Below are 13,958 nucleotides of genomic sequence, written 5' to 3' on the forward strand. Positions count from 1 at the left end.
TCTCGGGCGTCGGCCGTGTCTCGACCCTCGGCTGTGTCTCGGGCGTCGGCCGTGTCTCGACCCTCGGCTGTGTCTCGGGCGTCGGCCGTGTCTCGGCCGTCGGCCGTGTCTCGGGTGGGGGCGGTGTGCCGGGCAGGGGTGGGGCCTCGGGCACAGGCTGCGTCCCCGGCACAGGCTGCGTCCCCGGCACAGGCTGTCTCTCGGGCGTCGGCCGTGTCTCGGCCCTCGGCTGTGTCTCGGGCGTCGGCCGTGTCTCGGCCGTCGGCGCGGGCGACACCTGTGGCGTGTCCTGCGCGGTCGGCTCGACCGGTTCCGTCCCGTTCACCGACTCGGTCTGCTCGGTCATACCGCCTCCCCCGGCTCGGCGACGCGGTCGAGCTGCTCGCGCAGCAGCCCGGCGACCGCCTTGGTCTGCAGTGGCTTGGCCCCGTACGCCGTGGCGGTGACCAGGATGTCGCCCCGGTAGGCGGAGCAGAGCATCATGTCGAGCTTCTTCTTGCCCTCCTTGGGCGGCAGGAAGCACTTGGCGTTCTTGTGTCCCTGGACGGCCGGCCCCTTGCGGAAGATCTTGAGGGCTGCCAGGAACTCGTTCTGGAACACCGACATGTTCCGCACCGCCGCCTTGTCCTGGATCTGGACGAGCTCGACGCTCACGGTGACGGTGCCGTCGTCCGTGCTGATGTAGCTGCGCATCGCCATGCCCTTGGTGTGCTGCTTGTCGATCTGCTTCTCGATCTGCCGCCGCTGGGAGCGGGGCAGGGCGCGCACCGACTCCTTGCGCAGGGCGGCGGCCTCGCCCCCGCTGAGGGCGGCGTCGGAGCCGAACCCGGCGATGTCCGGTCCCCGGCGCCAGCCATCGGTGCCGAACGGCACGAGCATGGTGGCGAGCGAGGTGACCCCCTTGGTCCTCCCGGCCTCGCTCGTCGCGGCCTTCGGGAACTTCCAGACGGGGGCGCCGGCGTCACGGTCGGCGTTCTGGACGGTCATGACCGTGCAGCCCGCGCCACCCACGACGGCGACGGCGAGCAGGACGGAGGCGGCGACGGCCGCGACCCGGCCGCGTCGCACCGGCTTCTTCTTCGCGGGGGCTTCCGGCACGGGTTCGGCGAGAACGGCCCCTGCTTCGGCCCCTTCCTCGGCTCCAGGGTTCTCGGTCACAGCCGCTCCATCTGCCGCTTGGCCACATCCATGATCTTCGACTTGGGGATCGGCTTCGTGTCGTAGATCCAGATCTCCATGGCGATGTCACCGCGCCAGGCCGTGGCCTGCGCCTTGTACATCGGCAGATAACCGGGCTCCGTCTCGGGCTCGGCGCTGATGTAGACCCTGCCGTCGCCGGTGCCGGGGATGGGCCAGCTGTCGGTGTCGAAGGTGTCCCAGTTGCCGGCCCGGTCGGACGCGCCGAGCCTCTCCTCCTGGTGGTACTGCACGAGCCGCACCTCGACGGACTCCGTGCCGTGCCCGGTCCAGGCGACGCCCGCCGCGCGCCGGAACTCCGCCTCCGCGAGACTGGCGAACTCCCTGTCCTCGTCCACGAGTTGGTCCGCGTACTCGGCCATGTTCAGCCAGCCGTCCTTGCCGGGCTCGAAGTCGGGTTTCTTCGCCCCCTTCGGCCGCGCGATGAGCAGCTCGCGCAGGTCGCCGTCCGTCTTCACCTTGCGGTCCTGCGCGGCGGACAGCGGCTCCGGCCCCTCGCCCTTCGCCTGCGCGAGCACCGGCTGCGAGAGCGGGGGCAGGGCGGTGGGCTTCCGGTCGGCCTGGATCAGACAGCCCGTACAGGTGCCGGCGACGAGCCCGAGCACGGCGGCGGTGGCGAGCAGCAGGGCCGTACGGCCGCGGCGGCGCCGCGCGCGGGGTGCATCAGGTATATCGGGTACTTCCAAGACGTCCTCCCCCACAGAACGTGAAGCGCGGATTCCGTATCCGCACCTCACAGCAGACTCATGGGTAACGCCCGTGGTTGTGCGGGAACTTGATTACGACTTGGTGGAGCCGGCGAACACGGACACACGGACCAGGCCGTACCGGCGAAGACGAGAGGGGTGAAGGGTACGGTCCGTGTCCTTGCTGTCCTGGACGGGGACGACGGGGAGGTTGGCGCCCCCCGGTGCTCACACCCAAACCCGCTCCCGCACCGTCACCGCCCTGCGAGGACTCTGCTCGCGGACCCACTAACCTTCCTCACATGGCCAACAAGCTCGTGATCAAGGTGACCGCCGGGACCGACGCGCCCGAGCGCTGCTCGCAGGCGTTCACCGTCGCCTCCGTGGCCGTGGCCAGCGGAGTCGACGTGTCCCTGTGGCTGACCGGGGAGTCCGCGTGGTTCGCGCTGCCGGGGCGCGCCGCCGAGTTCGAGCTGCCGCACGCGGCCCCGCTGCCGGATCTGCTGGACGCGATCCTGGCGGGCGGCCGGCTCACCCTGTGCACCCAGTGCGCGGCCCGCCGGAACATCACGGAGAAGGACGTCATCGAGGGCGTGCGGATCGCGGGAGCGCAGGTCTTCGTCCAGGAGGCCCTGGCGGACGGGACGCAGGCGCTCGTCTACTGACCGGACCGGGGGACGCCCCGGGAGCTAACGCCGCTTCTTGCCGTCCAGCTCGTCCCACCACTCGTCGGACTTGGGGTCGCCGGACGGGTCGTCCCACCAGCGGTCCTCGGGCCCTCGCCGGTTGGCGACCATCGCGGCGACCGGCGGGATCACCATGGCGACCAGGCACATGCCGACGGCCGCGGGAACCGACCAGATGCGCACGACACCCCACGCCAGGACGAACAGCCCGATGCAGACCCCCATCATGGCGAAGTACACATGCCGACGTCGTGCGTACATGCTTCCAGGGTAGGTCCGCGGGGGCCCGGCGTGCGGGGGCGGGAACGCCGGAAGGACCGCACCCCGGGTGTCCAACCCGTGGGGTGCGGCCCTTCGGCCGTACCGTGCCCGGACCGCCCGAGCAGACCGCTCAGACCGCGATCGCGACCTCCGCGAGGCCGCCCTGCTGGGCGACGACCGTGCGGTCGGCGCTGGCGCCGGGGACGAGGGCGCGGACGGTCCAGGTGCCCTCGGCCGCGTAGAACCGGAACTGGCCCGTGGCGGAGGTGGGGACCTCCGCGGTGAACTCGCCGGTCGAGTCCAGCAGACGGACGTAGCCCGTCACCGGCTCGCCGTCGCGGGTCACCTGACCCTGGATCGTCGTCTCACCGGGCTTGATCGTCGAGGCGTCCGGGCCGCCGGCCTTCGCTCCACACATGTGCTTCTCCAGAGGTTCGATGAGGTCGAAACGGTCTGAACCGTCCTGCTTACTTGCCGGAGCCGAGCTCGATCGGCACGCCCACCAGGGAGCCGTACTCGGTCCAGGAACCGTCGTAGTTCTTGACGTTCTGCACGCCGAGCAGCTCGTGCAGCACGAACCAGGTCAGCGCGGAGCGCTCACCGATGCGGCACAGGGCGATGGTGTCCTTCGCCAGGTCGACCTGCTCGGCCTCGTAGAGGGCCTTGAGCTCCTCGTCCGACTTGAAGGTGCCGTCGTCGTTGGCGTTCTTGGACCACGGGATGTTCCGGGAGGACGGCACGTGGCCGGGGCGCTGCGACTGCTCCTGCGGCAGGTGGGCCGGGGCGAGCAGCTTGCCGGAGAACTCGTCGGGCGACCGGACGTCGACGATGTTCAGCTTGCCGATCGCAGCCACGACCTCGTCGCGGAAGGCGCGGATGGAGGCGTCCTGCGGCTTGGCCTGGTACGCGGTCCTCGGACGCTCCGGCACGTCGGTGCCGTCGACCAGCTCGCGGGCGTCCAGCTCCCACTTCTTGCGGCCGCCGTCGAGGAGCTTGACGTTCTCGTGGCCGTACAGCTTGAAGTACCAGTAGGCGTACGAGGCGAACCAGTTGTTGTTGCCGCCGTAGAGGATCACCGTGTGGTCGTTGGCGATGCCCTTCTCCGACAGGAGCTTCTCGAAGCCGGCCTGGTCGATGAAGTCACGCCGCACCGGGTCCTGGAGGTCCTGGGTCCAGTCGATCCGGACGGCGTTCTTGATGTGGTTCTTGTCGTACGCGGACGTGTCCTCGTCCACCTCGACGATGGCGATGCTCGGGTCGTCCAGGTGTTCCTGGACCCAGTCGGCGTCGACCAGGACGTCGCTGCGGCTCATGCTCAATCTCCTCCGGGGCAGGTACGGCGGGGCGTGCGAGTGCGAAGGGGCGCGCGGGTACGCGTTCGATGCCGGCGTACACGGCGCGAGGGTGGGCCCCGGTTCGTGGCGGGGCGGGGATACGGGAGAGGGCTCCCGCTCAGGAAGTGCGACAGAGCATGGCGGCAACACGGCACAGGTCCACTGCCCGCCGCTTCGTGAGATCCGCCTGTCGCTGCATGGTGTCGATCGTAGGGAGGGAAAGGCGGACATGTCACCGGCGTGTCGGATACTGAGACACGATCGTCCGGGATGTGGGAAAGGAAGACCGTCCGGGCCGTCGCCCCGCGCCCTCCGGGCGCTCGTGTCCGTTGCCGGCCGCGCCGCGCATCTACGGTGCGGACGCGAGCGTCTCGCTACTCGGACACCCTCTGCGTTCCCCGCGTGCTGCCTACCCGGCCAGCCTGACGTCCGAACCCTTCACCGTGATCTCGACGCCGTCCTTCGCCGCCCGCACCGAGTTCAGCCGTACCTCGCCGGGCAGCCGTTCGATCGCCTGCTGGAAGTCGGTGATCGCCCGGATCCGGCTCTCGGGGAGCCGCAGGCCGCCCACCACGGGCAGGTCGTCGGCGCTCACCTCCACCTTCTTGCCCCGCACGGCGACCGAACTGAGCACGGAGAACGTCTGCTTGATGCCCAGCGCCCGGGCCTCGACCTCGAGGCCGACCTTGACCTTGCCGTCGCCGCCGTCGGACAGGCCGACCACACGGGCGGTGACGCCGGGAAGGACCGGCGTCGGCTCGGACTTGGCGGCCTTCAGCAACTCGCCGTAGGCGATGGTCGCGGTGCCGGTGGCGGTGGCCGCGGTGGCCGAGCTGTGGTCGCCGGAGAACTTCACGCCGCGCATGTCGGCCTCGATGTCGGCGATACGGATCTTCTGGCCGCCGTTCCCCGTGGCGGCCTCGTAGTCCTTGATGCCGACCCGGACGTCGTCCAGCTCGCCGCCGGCCATCTGGGTGAGGAACGGGAAGCCCTCGATGGACACGTCCGGGGTGCTCGAGAGGTTCTCCGTGGTCCTGAGCCTGTCGGCCGCCTGCCCCTCCGCGAAGTGCACCGCGACCCGGTCGACCACCGCGAACAGCACGCCCAGGACCACGACGACGATCAGGAGTACTCTCAGCGCTCGCAACCGGTTCCCCCCTCAGCGGTCCTCCACGACCGGATGGCCGTCACGCGCGAGCGTAAACCTCCCCCGGGACCGGGCCGGGGGTTTGTTGAGCAGCTGTGACAGCGGGCCCGGTCCGGGGCGCGGTCATCCCAGCGCCCGTCCGAGCACCCACACCACCGGTGCCGCGGCCGACAGCGGCAGGGCGACACCGGCCGTGAAGTGCACGAAGCGCGAGGGATAGTCGTAGCTCGCCGCGCGGTGCCCGATCAGCGCGCACACCGCGGCGCCCGCGCCGAGCAGCGCGCCCTTGGCACCCAGGTCCGTCATGCCGCCGACCGCGATGCCCGCGCCCGCCGCCGCGAGCAGCGCGACGACCACCGAGGCCGCCGTGGGCAGCGGCAGCGCCCGCGCCAGGACGGCCACCGCGACCGCCACCGCGCCGACCGCGACCGCGTCCGGCGGGGCGGCGAGGTAGCCGGTGGCCACGATCGCCAGCGCCGCCGCGGCGACGGTCGCCATCAGGCCGTACATCCGCTCGTCCGGGTCGGCGTGGGAGCGCAGCTGGAGGACGAGGGAGAGGAGCACCCACACCCCGAGCGTGCCCAGGATCGCCCCGGGCGCGTGCTCACGGCCCGCGGCGAGCACCGCCACGTCCGCGGCGAGCGCGCCCGCGAAGCCGAGGGCGATGCCCTGCCGGGCGGGCCACATGCCGTTCAGCCGGAACCAGCCCGCGGCCGTCACGCCCTGGAGCACGACCAGCGGCACGAGCAGCCCGTAGACGCCGAGCTCCGCCGTGCCGGCCAGCAGCAGCCCCAGCAGCGCCGTGAGCGCGGCCGGTTGCATCCCGGGCTCGATGATCGGCGAGCGTCCCTCGGCGCGGGCCCGCTGCGCGTCGGTGACCCGGGTGTTGCCGGCGAGGGTCGCTCGACCGTAGGCGGGCCCGTCCCCCTCGGGATCGGCGGCCGTCGCGGCGGAGGCCGGGGCGGCCGCCTGCGGCTGCGGCGCGTGATGCCCCACCGGGGGCAGGTACGCCGTCTCCGCGGCGGCGGACGAGGCCGGAGCCTGCGGCTGCGGTGGGGAGGAAGGTGCCTGCGCACCGTGGCCCGCGCCGCCCTGGCCCCCGTGAGCCGCGGCCGGCCCCTGGTGCCCCACCGGGGGCAGGTACGCCGTCTCCGCGGCGGCGGCCGGCGGCCGGGCGTGCGTCTGGGTGTCCCAGGTCTGCCCCTGCCACTGCTGCGTGTACTGGTCGGCGGCCTGCGGGTCCTCGTACGCCTGCTGCTGCGCGGGCCACGCCTGCGGCTGCGCGGGCGGGTAGGCCTGCGGCTGCGCGGGCGGGTACGGCTGCTGCGCGGCGGGCTGCTGGGGGTACTGCCCCGCGTACGGGTCGTACCCGCTGTAGGGGTTGTCGTAGGGAGACCCGGGAGACCCCTCATACGGCCGGTCGGTCATCGCTCACCCTCCTGCGAACGGGGGGAGCACCTCGACCGTGCCGCCCTCAATCAGCCGTACCGTCTCATGTGCGCGCGTCCCCACCGGGTCACCGTCGATGAGGAACGAGCACCGCCGCAGAACGCGGTCCAGCTCACCGGAGTGCCGCCCGCGCACCGCGTCGAGCACCTCGGCGAGCGTCTCCGCCTCGTACGGCTCCTCGGCGACCCCGGCAGCGGCCTTCGCCGCCGCCCAGTAGCGCACCGTGACCTTTGCCATCCCGTCCCTCGATCACTCGTCTATGAACAGGGTCAGGCTAGCCCGCCTGTGCGAGGGTCCAGCGCGCGATGCGGTGCAGGAGTTCGTCGGCGGCGGCGTTCTCGGCGTGGCCCATGCCGGGCTCCAGCCACAGTTCCCCGTGGTCACCGGCGGCCGCGGCCAGCATCCGGGGGTGGTCGAGGGGGAAGTAACCGTCCCGGTCGCCGTGCACGATCAGTAGGGGGACGGGAGCGATGCGCGAGGCCGCCTGGAACGGCGGCAGCGGGACGGGGTCCCAGTCGCGGTGGTGGATCCGGGTACGCAGCCCGTAGCGGCCGAGCAGGCGGCCCTCGGGGCGCGTGACCAGCCAGTGCAGCCGGCGCATGGGGGCCGTGCCCCGGTAGTACCAGCGCGCGGGCGCGCTGACGGAGACCACGGCGTCCGTACGCGTGTCGGCGCGCCGCTCGCCCGGTGCGGTGTCCCGCGGGCCGCCGTGCAGGGCCGCGTGCCGCAGCACCACCGAGCCGCCCATGGAGAAGCCGACGGTCGCCACGCGCGCGTGCCCGAACCCGCGCGCCCAGGCCACCGCCGCCGCCAGGTCCAGCACCTCGCGGTCGCCGACGGTCGAGCGCCCGCCGGAGGCCCCGTGGCCGCGGAAGGAGAAGGTGACCACGGCGCCGTAGCGGGCCAGGACCCGCGCCACCCGGCGCACGTGCGGCCGGTCCAGGTCGCCGGTGAAGCCGTGCGCGATCACGAACACGAGGTCGCCGGGGCCGTCGCCGCGACCGCCGCCGGAGCCGTCCCGCGCGGCCGCGCCCGGCTCGTACACGGCGTCGAGCGCCACCCCGTCCGCCGTGCGCAGGAACGTCCTGACCACGCCCCCGGCGCCCGTGCCCGGCGGCGTCCCGCCCTCCGGAACGTCCGTCGAACGCACCACTCGACCTGCCGATCCCGACCTCATATCGGCTATTCTGCTGCGAAGAGGACTCGGGCAGCGCAGCCCCCGGGTCCTTTTGTGCTTTCGGAAGCGTTGTATACGGCGCGGGAGACCGCAGGTGTACGGCCCGTTGATCGCGCAATGGGCAGGGACCCGAGGAGGAACCAGACGCCATGGACGAGCGAACGGTGCACGCACATACGACGGCCCTGGCATGGGGGTCACCCCTGCTCGAGCGCGGCCGAGAGCTTGCGGGAGGCGCGCGATGAGTTCTTTGCTGCTGCTCACCAACGCCCTCCAACCGTCGGCCGAGGTGCTCCCCGCCCTCGGCCTGCTGCTGCACAACGTGCGGGTGGCCCCGGCGGAGGGGCCCGCGCTCGTGGACACCCCGAGCGCCGACGTCGTCCTGGTCGACGGGCGGCGCGACCTGCCGCAGGTGCGCGGCCTGTGCAGGCTGCTGCGCTCCACCGGTCTCGGCTGCCCGCTGATCCTCGTGGTGACCGAGGGCGGCCTCGCGGCCGTCACCGCCGACTGGGGCATCGACGATGTGCTCCTGGACACCGCGGGTCCGGCCGAGGTGGAGGCCCGCCTCCGGCTGGCCATGGGCCGGCTGCAGATCGCCAGCGACGACTCCCCCATGGAGATCCGCAGCGGCGACCTGTCCGTGGACGAGGCGACCTACAGCGCCAGGCTCAAGGGCCGGACGCTGGACCTCACCTTCAAGGAGTTCGAGCTGCTGAAGTACCTCGCGCAGCACCCGGGCCGCGTCTTCACCCGCGCCCAGCTGCTCCAGGAGGTCTGGGGCTACGACTACTTCGGCGGCACCCGGACCGTCGACGTCCACGTACGGCGGCTGCGGGCCAAGTTCGGCCCCGAGCACGAATCGCTGATCGGGACGGTTCGCAATGTCGGTTATCGATTCGTTACGCCCGAGAAGACCGACCGCGCCGGGGACGCCGCGGACGAGAAGAAGGCCGGGGCCGCCCGGCCAAATCCGGAGAATCAGGACACCGCGGTGAGGCGGGCCCGCGCGGAGAGGTGAGGCGCGCTCCCACGGGCGCGCCCCATACCCGTCCACGCTCCGGTAAGCCCTGCCGGGAGCGTGTCCATCCGCGTAGACTCCGCGCGTGGCCAAGGTGACTCGGGACGACGTGGCGCGGCTGGCGGGGACGTCGACTGCCGTCGTCAGCTATGTGATCAACAACGGACCCCGGCCGGTCGCCCCGGCCACCCGCGAGCGGGTCCTCGCCGCGATCAAGGAGCTGGGGTACCGGCCCGACCGGGTCGCCCAGGCCATGGCCTCGCGGCGCACCGACCTCATAGGCCTGATCGTCCCGGACGCCCGCCAGCCCTTCTTCGGGGAGATGGCGCACGCGGTGGAGTGGGCCGCCGCCGAGCGCGGCAAGATGGTCCTCGTCGGCAACTCCGACTACGTCGCCGAGCGCGAGGTCCACTACCTGCGGGCGTTCCTCGGCATGCGCGTCTCCGGCCTGATCCTGGTCAGCCACGCGCTGAACGACCTCGCCGCCGCCGAGATCGACGCCTGGGACGCCCGGGTGGTGCTGCTGCACGAGCGGCCCGAGGCCATCGACGACGTGGCCGTGGTCACCGACGACCTCGGCGGCGCGCAACTCGCCGTACGCCACCTGCTGGAACACGGCTACGACTACGTCGCCTGTGTGGGCGGCACCGCCGAGACACCCGCCGTGGGCGACCCCGTCTCCGACCACGTCGAGGGCTGGCGGCGCGCCATGATGGAGGCTGGCATCCCGACGGAGGGGCGCCTGTTCGAGGCGCCGTACAACCGCTACGACGCCTACCGGATCGGCCTGGAGATCCTCTCGGGTCCGAACCGTCCGCCGGCGATCTTCTGCTCCACCGACGACCAGGCGATCGGCCTGCTGCGGGCCGCGCGCGAGCTGCGCATCGACGTCCCCGGCGAGCTGGCGGTGGCCGGTTTCGACGACATCAAGGAGGCGGCGCTGACGGACCCGCCGCTGACGACGGTCGCCTCGGACCGGTCGGCGATGGCCCGCGCGGCCGTGGACCTCGTGCTGGACGACGGGCTGCGGGTCGCCGGCTCGCGCCGGGAGCGGCTGAAGCTGTTCCCGTCACGGCTCGTGGTCCGCACGTCCTGCGGCTGCATCTAGGGCCTCTCGTTCCTCGGCTCTCCCACCGAGACTCTCCCACCGCGGGAGACCCCTCCGAGGAACTTGCTTATATCGGGCATACGAGCTTCTGTCGGGCTTCTCAGCGGGGACTCAGGAAGCTCTCATGATCCCGGGACATTCTCAATGTCATGACCGAGAGCATCCGCCGCAGCGGCGAGTACGAACACCCCCAGGGTGACGGGCAGGCCCCGGCTGCCGACTCCGTGCAGTCGGCGGACCAGCAGCGGGCCTCCGCCCCGGTGAATCCGGAGTGGCCGCCCCCGCCGCCGTACATCCCGGCGCAGCCGTTCGCGGCCGGCCCGGGCGCCCACGGCGGTCAGGGCGGTCAGGGTGGTCAGGGCGGCGGCACCGCCGTCTTCCCGGCCGTCCCGGCGGGACCCGCGCACGCCTCCGGGTCGCGCAAGCGCACCAGGGGACCGCTCGCCCTGCTCGCCGCGGTGGCGATCGCCTCGGCCGTGGTCGGCGGCGGTACCGCGTTCGCCTTCCAGGAGCTGACCGGCACGGACACGGTCGCCTCCAGCACCACCACCCATGTGGTGGCCTCCAGCCAGCGCGGCAGCATCGCCGCGATCGCCAAGGCGGTCACCCCGAGCGTCGTCGAGATCAACGCCACCCTCGACAACGGCACGTCCACCGGCTCCGGCGTGGTCGTCACCAGCGACGGCGAGGTCGTCACCAACAACCACGTCATCGCGGGCGCCTCCTCGATCAAGGTGCGCACCAGCGACGGCACCTCGTACACCGCGCAGGTCGTGGGCACCGACAGCTCCAAGGACCTCGCCCTGATCAAGCTGCGGAACGCCTCCGGCCTCAAGGCGGCGGTCCTCGGCGACTCCGACGGACTGACGGTCGGCGACCAGGTCGTCGCGATCGGCTCCCCGGAGGGCCTGACCGGCACCGTCACCAGCGGCATCGTCTCCGCCCTGCACCGGGACGTGACGGTCTCCACCAACGAGAACCAGGGGCAGCAGGGTGGTGGCGGCGGCTGGCCCTTCCAGTTCGGCGGCCGCCAGTTCAACGGCGACACCGGCTCCTCCACCACCACCTACCAGGCCATACAGACCGACGCGTCCCTCAACCCCGGCAACTCCGGCGGCGCGCTGATCGACGCGAGCGGCAACATCGTCGGCATCAACTCGGCGATGTACTCGGCCACGCAGGCGTCGGACTCGTCCAGCGCCGGCAGCGTCGGCCTCGGCTTCGCCATCCCGATCAACACCGTCAAGTCCGACCTGGCCACCCTGCGCTCCGGCTCCCAGAGCTGAGGCGCGGCACCGGCAGGCACCCGGACAGCGTCCGGCACCGTTCGACAAGGAGTACGACATGATCCAGTACGTTGTGCACGAGACGACGGACACCATCGACCTGACCGCCACCGCCGGCCTCAGCCTGACCCGCCCCATCACGAAGGAACCGCACAGCCCGGCCAACCGCGTGCCCGAGGCCGCCGTGGTCCCCCAGCTGATGGGCCTGCGCACCTCCGCCGAGCGCCCGCACCGGCACAAGGTCCCGCTGCGCCGGATCACCGCGATCGCGGCCTGAGCTGCGGCGCGCGCCCCGCACGCCGCACCCCGCGGCACCGAAACATGCGAGGCTGAGAGCGTCCAGCCCGGGACCGACCGGTCCCCACGGCCCCAGCGACCCGAGGAACGACGACCGATGAGTCCCGCCGATGGCGACCGTGATCCCCAGCGCATCCTGATCGTCGACGACGAGCCGGCGGTACGCGAAGCACTCCAGCGCAGCCTCGCCTTCGAGGGGTACGAGACCGAGGTCGCCGTGGACGGCGCGGACGCGCTGGGCAAGGCGGCCTCGTACCAGCCGGACCTGTTCGTCCTCGACATCCAGATGCCGCGGATGGACGGCCTGACCGCCGCCCGGCGCATCCGGGGCGCCGGCGACACCACCCCCATCCTGATGCTGACCGCCCGCGACACGGTCGGCGACCGGGTCACCGGCCTGGACGCCGGAGCGGACGACTACCTGGTCAAGCCCTTCGAGCTGGACGAGCTGTTCGCCCGCATCCGGGCACTGCTGCGCCGCAGCACCTACGCGGCGGCCGTGGCGGGCGCGGCCCAGGAGGACGAGGCCCTGACCTTCGCCGACCTGCGCATGGACCTCGCCACCCGCGAGGTGACCCGCGGCGGCCGGCAGGTGGAGCTGACCCGGACGGAGTTCACCCTGCTGGAGATGTTCATGGCGCATCCGCGCCAGGTGCTCACCCGGGAGCAGATCCTCAAGGCGGTCTGGGGCTTCGACTTCGAACCCTCGTCGAACTCCCTCGACGTCTACGTCATGTACCTGCGACGCAAGACCGAGGCCGGCGGCGAGCCCCGCCTCGTGCACACGGTGCGCGGGGTCGGGTACGTACTGCGGCAGGGCGGCGCGGAGTGAAGAAGGCGCTGCGCCGTTTCCGTGCGCTGCCGATCCGCTCCCGGCTGGCGCTGCTGGTGGCGGCGGCGGTGGCGTTCGCGGTGGCGGCGGTCTCCCTCACCTGCTGGTTCATCGTCCAGGGGAAGCTGTACGACGAGGTCGACGGCCGGCTCGCGAGCTACGGCCGGGTGACCGCCACCACGGCTTCCGCGATGGCCGCCAACTGCATGCAGACGACGGACGACTCGCCGGGCGACATGCAGCGTTCGTACCTCTACGTGCAGTTGGTGACGGCCCAGGGCAAGTTCTGCGTGGACACCCGGTCGCCGGGCGTCATCAAGGTCACGGCCCTGGACAAGGGGGTGGCCGCCCATCCCGATGTGCGCGAGCGCACCTTCCACACCACCACCGACAGCCAGGGCAACAACATCCGCGTGATGACCGTCGCCGTCCCCACGGGCCCCGGCCCCAACTCCGAGGCGTACCCGGGCATCGCCTTCATGCTCGGCCTCTCCCTGAAGGACACCGAGAACACCCTCAGCGACCTGGCCCTGCTGCTCCTCTTCGTCTCCGGCGTGGGAGTCTTCGGCGCCGGAGCCGCCGGCCTCGCCGTCGCCCGCGCCGGGCTGCGCCCCGTGGACAAGCTCACGGAGGCGGTGGAGCACGTGGCGCGCACCGAGGACCTCACCATCCGCATCCCCGTGGAGGACGACAGCGACGACGAGATCGCCCGCCTGTCCCGCTCCTTCAACTCCATGACCTCGTCCCTGGCCAGTTCCCGGGACCTTCAGCAGCAGCTGATCGCGGACGCCGGCCACGAACTGCGCACCCCGCTGACCTCACTGCGTACGAACATCGAACTCCTCACCCGCAGCGAGGAGACGGGCCGCCCGCTCCCCGAGGCCGACCGCAAGGCACTGCTCGCCTCGGTGAAGGCTCAGATGACCGAACTGGCCTCGCTGATTGGCGACTTGCAGGAGCTGTCGCGCTCGGACGGGCAGCAGGGCGAACGCGTCCAGGTGGTCGCCTTCCAGGACACCGTGGAGGCGGCGCTGCGCCGCGCCCGGCTGCGCGGCCCGGAGCTGACCATAACGGCGGACCTGGACCCCTGGTACGTACGGGCGGAGCCGTCCGCGCTGGAGCGGGCGATCGTCAACATCCTCGACAACGCGGTGAAGTTCAGCCCCAGGGACGGCACGATCGACGTGGTCCTGGACCAGGGCGTCCTCACCGTCCGCGACCACGGCCCCGGCATCCCCGCCGACGAACTCCCCCACGTCTTCGACCGCTTCTGGCGCTCCCCGGGCGCGCGCGCCCTGCCCGGTTCGGGACTCGGCCTGTCCATCGTCGCCCGCACCGTCCAACGGGCGGGCGGCGAGGTCACCCTGACCCCGGCCGAGGCCGGCGGCACGGTGGCGACGGTACGGCTGCCGGGGGCGCCCGTTCCGCCCCCGGAGACGCCCGGCGTCAGCTGAGGCCGGGCGCGGGAAGGCCCGGTCAC

The 13,958-nt window shown here is 72.2% G+C and carries 17 protein-coding genes; 7 read left to right on the forward strand and 10 right to left on the reverse strand.

All coding sequences use genetic code 11. The features are described from left to right. Positions 1-342: 342 nt before the first annotated feature. Both ACIQMV_RS35460 and ACIQMV_RS35465 read right to left on the reverse strand, forming a co-directional pair. Complete coding sequence (locus tag ACIQMV_RS35460) at positions 343-1,158, reverse strand: hypothetical protein (protein WP_402597239.1); 816 nt, start codon at positions 1,156-1,158, stop codon at positions 343-345. Continuing rightward, on the reverse strand, positions 1,155-1,883 hold the full coding sequence (locus ACIQMV_RS35465) for a hypothetical protein (protein WP_402597240.1): 729 nt from the start codon (positions 1,881-1,883) through the stop codon (positions 1,155-1,157). The genes ACIQMV_RS35460 and ACIQMV_RS35465 overlap by 4 nt, the downstream gene beginning before the upstream one ends. Positions 1,884-2,185: 302 nt before the next feature. Between ACIQMV_RS35465 and ACIQMV_RS35470 the strand changes: the two genes are divergently transcribed. Continuing rightward, positions 2,186-2,548, forward strand: coding sequence for a DsrE family protein (locus ACIQMV_RS35470; protein ID WP_402597241.1), 363 nt, complete (start codon positions 2,186-2,188; stop codon positions 2,546-2,548). 24 nt (positions 2,549-2,572) lie between these two features. Here ACIQMV_RS35470 and ACIQMV_RS35475 read toward each other — a convergent pair whose 3' ends face one another. From ACIQMV_RS35475 to ACIQMV_RS35510, 8 genes are all read right to left on the reverse strand, one after another. Continuing rightward, positions 2,573-2,830 carry a DUF3099 domain-containing protein gene (locus tag ACIQMV_RS35475; RefSeq protein WP_225074509.1) on the reverse strand — a complete coding sequence of 86 codons (258 nt, stop codon included), beginning with the start codon at positions 2,828-2,830 and terminating at the stop codon, positions 2,573-2,575. 130 nt (positions 2,831-2,960) lie between these two features. Further along, a complete protein-coding gene (locus ACIQMV_RS35480) occupies positions 2,961-3,248 on the reverse strand; it encodes a DUF1416 domain-containing protein (RefSeq protein ID WP_100569102.1) in 288 nt (95 codons plus the stop codon). 49 nt (positions 3,249-3,297) lie between these two features. Beyond that, positions 3,298-4,143 (reverse strand): sulfurtransferase, encoded by an 846-nt coding sequence (locus tag ACIQMV_RS35485; protein ID WP_141360056.1) that lies wholly within the window; start codon positions 4,141-4,143, stop codon positions 3,298-3,300. A 139-nt stretch (positions 4,144-4,282) separates the two neighbouring features. Beyond that, positions 4,283-4,363, reverse strand: coding sequence for a putative leader peptide (locus ACIQMV_RS35490; RefSeq protein ID WP_355139345.1), 81 nt, complete (start codon positions 4,361-4,363; stop codon positions 4,283-4,285). A gap of 210 nt (positions 4,364-4,573) precedes the next feature. Next, positions 4,574-5,311 carry a DUF2993 domain-containing protein gene (locus tag ACIQMV_RS35495; RefSeq protein ID WP_402597242.1) on the reverse strand — a complete coding sequence of 246 codons (738 nt, stop codon included), beginning with the start codon at positions 5,309-5,311 and terminating at the stop codon, positions 4,574-4,576. Between the two features lie 123 nt (positions 5,312-5,434). Further along, entirely contained in the window at positions 5,435-6,739 is a 1,305-nt protein-coding gene (locus ACIQMV_RS35500; protein WP_402597243.1) for a hypothetical protein, read from the reverse strand. 3 nt (positions 6,740-6,742) lie between these two features. After that, positions 6,743-6,997: a MoaD/ThiS family protein gene (locus tag ACIQMV_RS35505; protein ID WP_141360053.1), complete on the reverse strand. Its 255-nt coding sequence runs from the start codon at positions 6,995-6,997 to the stop codon at positions 6,743-6,745. Between the two features lie 37 nt (positions 6,998-7,034). Then, positions 7,035-7,937 (reverse strand): alpha/beta hydrolase, encoded by a 903-nt coding sequence (locus ACIQMV_RS35510; protein WP_402597244.1) that lies wholly within the window; start codon positions 7,935-7,937, stop codon positions 7,035-7,037. Positions 7,938-8,178: 241 nt separating this feature from the next. Between ACIQMV_RS35510 and ACIQMV_RS35515 the strand changes: the two genes are divergently transcribed. The 6 genes from ACIQMV_RS35515 (at position 8,179) to ACIQMV_RS35540 (ending at position 13,932) form a co-directional block, all read left to right on the forward strand. After that, complete coding sequence (locus ACIQMV_RS35515; RefSeq protein WP_402597245.1) at positions 8,179-8,955, forward strand: winged-helix domain-containing protein; 777 nt, start codon at positions 8,179-8,181, stop codon at positions 8,953-8,955. Positions 8,956-9,040: 85 nt separating this feature from the next. Further along, positions 9,041-10,063: a LacI family DNA-binding transcriptional regulator gene (locus ACIQMV_RS35520; protein ID WP_402597246.1), complete on the forward strand. Its 1,023-nt coding sequence runs from the start codon at positions 9,041-9,043 to the stop codon at positions 10,061-10,063. A gap of 149 nt (positions 10,064-10,212) precedes the next feature. Next, complete coding sequence (locus ACIQMV_RS35525; protein WP_402597247.1) at positions 10,213-11,349, forward strand: S1C family serine protease; 1,137 nt, start codon at positions 10,213-10,215, stop codon at positions 11,347-11,349. A 58-nt stretch (positions 11,350-11,407) separates the two neighbouring features. After that, complete coding sequence (locus ACIQMV_RS35530) at positions 11,408-11,626, forward strand: hypothetical protein (protein ID WP_141360048.1); 219 nt, start codon at positions 11,408-11,410, stop codon at positions 11,624-11,626. A 117-nt stretch (positions 11,627-11,743) separates the two neighbouring features. After that, positions 11,744-12,478 (forward strand): response regulator transcription factor, encoded by a 735-nt coding sequence (locus tag ACIQMV_RS35535; RefSeq protein ID WP_225074500.1) that lies wholly within the window; start codon positions 11,744-11,746, stop codon positions 12,476-12,478. Next, positions 12,475-13,932: an ATP-binding protein gene (locus tag ACIQMV_RS35540; RefSeq protein ID WP_402597248.1), complete on the forward strand. Its 1,458-nt coding sequence runs from the start codon at positions 12,475-12,477 to the stop codon at positions 13,930-13,932. The genes ACIQMV_RS35535 and ACIQMV_RS35540 overlap by 4 nt, the downstream gene beginning before the upstream one ends. Positions 13,933-13,958: the final 26 nt, after the last annotated feature.

The organism is Streptomyces sp. NPDC091412 (assembly GCF_044756885.1).
Classification (GTDB): Bacteria; Actinomycetota; Actinomycetes; order Streptomycetales; family Streptomycetaceae; genus Streptomyces.

Bases quoted from the DNA above. Each gene is read 5' to 3' on its own strand.
- ACIQMV_RS35480 (WP_100569102.1), bottom strand. From the start codon at position 3,248: ATGTGTGGAGCGAAGGCCGGCGGCCCGGACGCCTCGACGATCAAGCCC.
- ACIQMV_RS35475 (WP_225074509.1), bottom strand. From the start codon at position 2,830: ATGTACGCACGACGTCGGCATGTGTACTTCGCCATGATGGGGGTCTGC.
- ACIQMV_RS35470 (WP_402597241.1), top strand. From the start codon at position 2,186: ATGGCCAACAAGCTCGTGATCAAGGTGACCGCCGGGACCGACGCGCCC.
- ACIQMV_RS35525 (WP_402597247.1), top strand. From the start codon at position 10,213: ATGACCGAGAGCATCCGCCGCAGCGGCGAGTACGAACACCCCCAGGGT.
- ACIQMV_RS35500 (WP_402597243.1), bottom strand. From the start codon at position 6,739: ATGACCGACCGGCCGTATGAGGGGTCTCCCGGGTCTCCCTACGACAAC.
- ACIQMV_RS35535 (WP_225074500.1), top strand. From the start codon at position 11,744: ATGAGTCCCGCCGATGGCGACCGTGATCCCCAGCGCATCCTGATCGTC.
- ACIQMV_RS35515 (WP_402597245.1), top strand. From the start codon at position 8,179: ATGAGTTCTTTGCTGCTGCTCACCAACGCCCTCCAACCGTCGGCCGAG.
- ACIQMV_RS35490 (WP_355139345.1), bottom strand. From the start codon at position 4,363: ATGCAGCGACAGGCGGATCTCACGAAGCGGCGGGCAGTGGACCTGTGC.
- ACIQMV_RS35530 (WP_141360048.1), top strand. From the start codon at position 11,408: ATGATCCAGTACGTTGTGCACGAGACGACGGACACCATCGACCTGACC.
- ACIQMV_RS35485 (WP_141360056.1), bottom strand. From the start codon at position 4,143: ATGAGCCGCAGCGACGTCCTGGTCGACGCCGACTGGGTCCAGGAACAC.
- ACIQMV_RS35505 (WP_141360053.1), bottom strand. From the start codon at position 6,997: ATGGCAAAGGTCACGGTGCGCTACTGGGCGGCGGCGAAGGCCGCTGCC.
- ACIQMV_RS35510 (WP_402597244.1), bottom strand. From the start codon at position 7,937: ATGAGGTCGGGATCGGCAGGTCGAGTGGTGCGTTCGACGGACGTTCCG.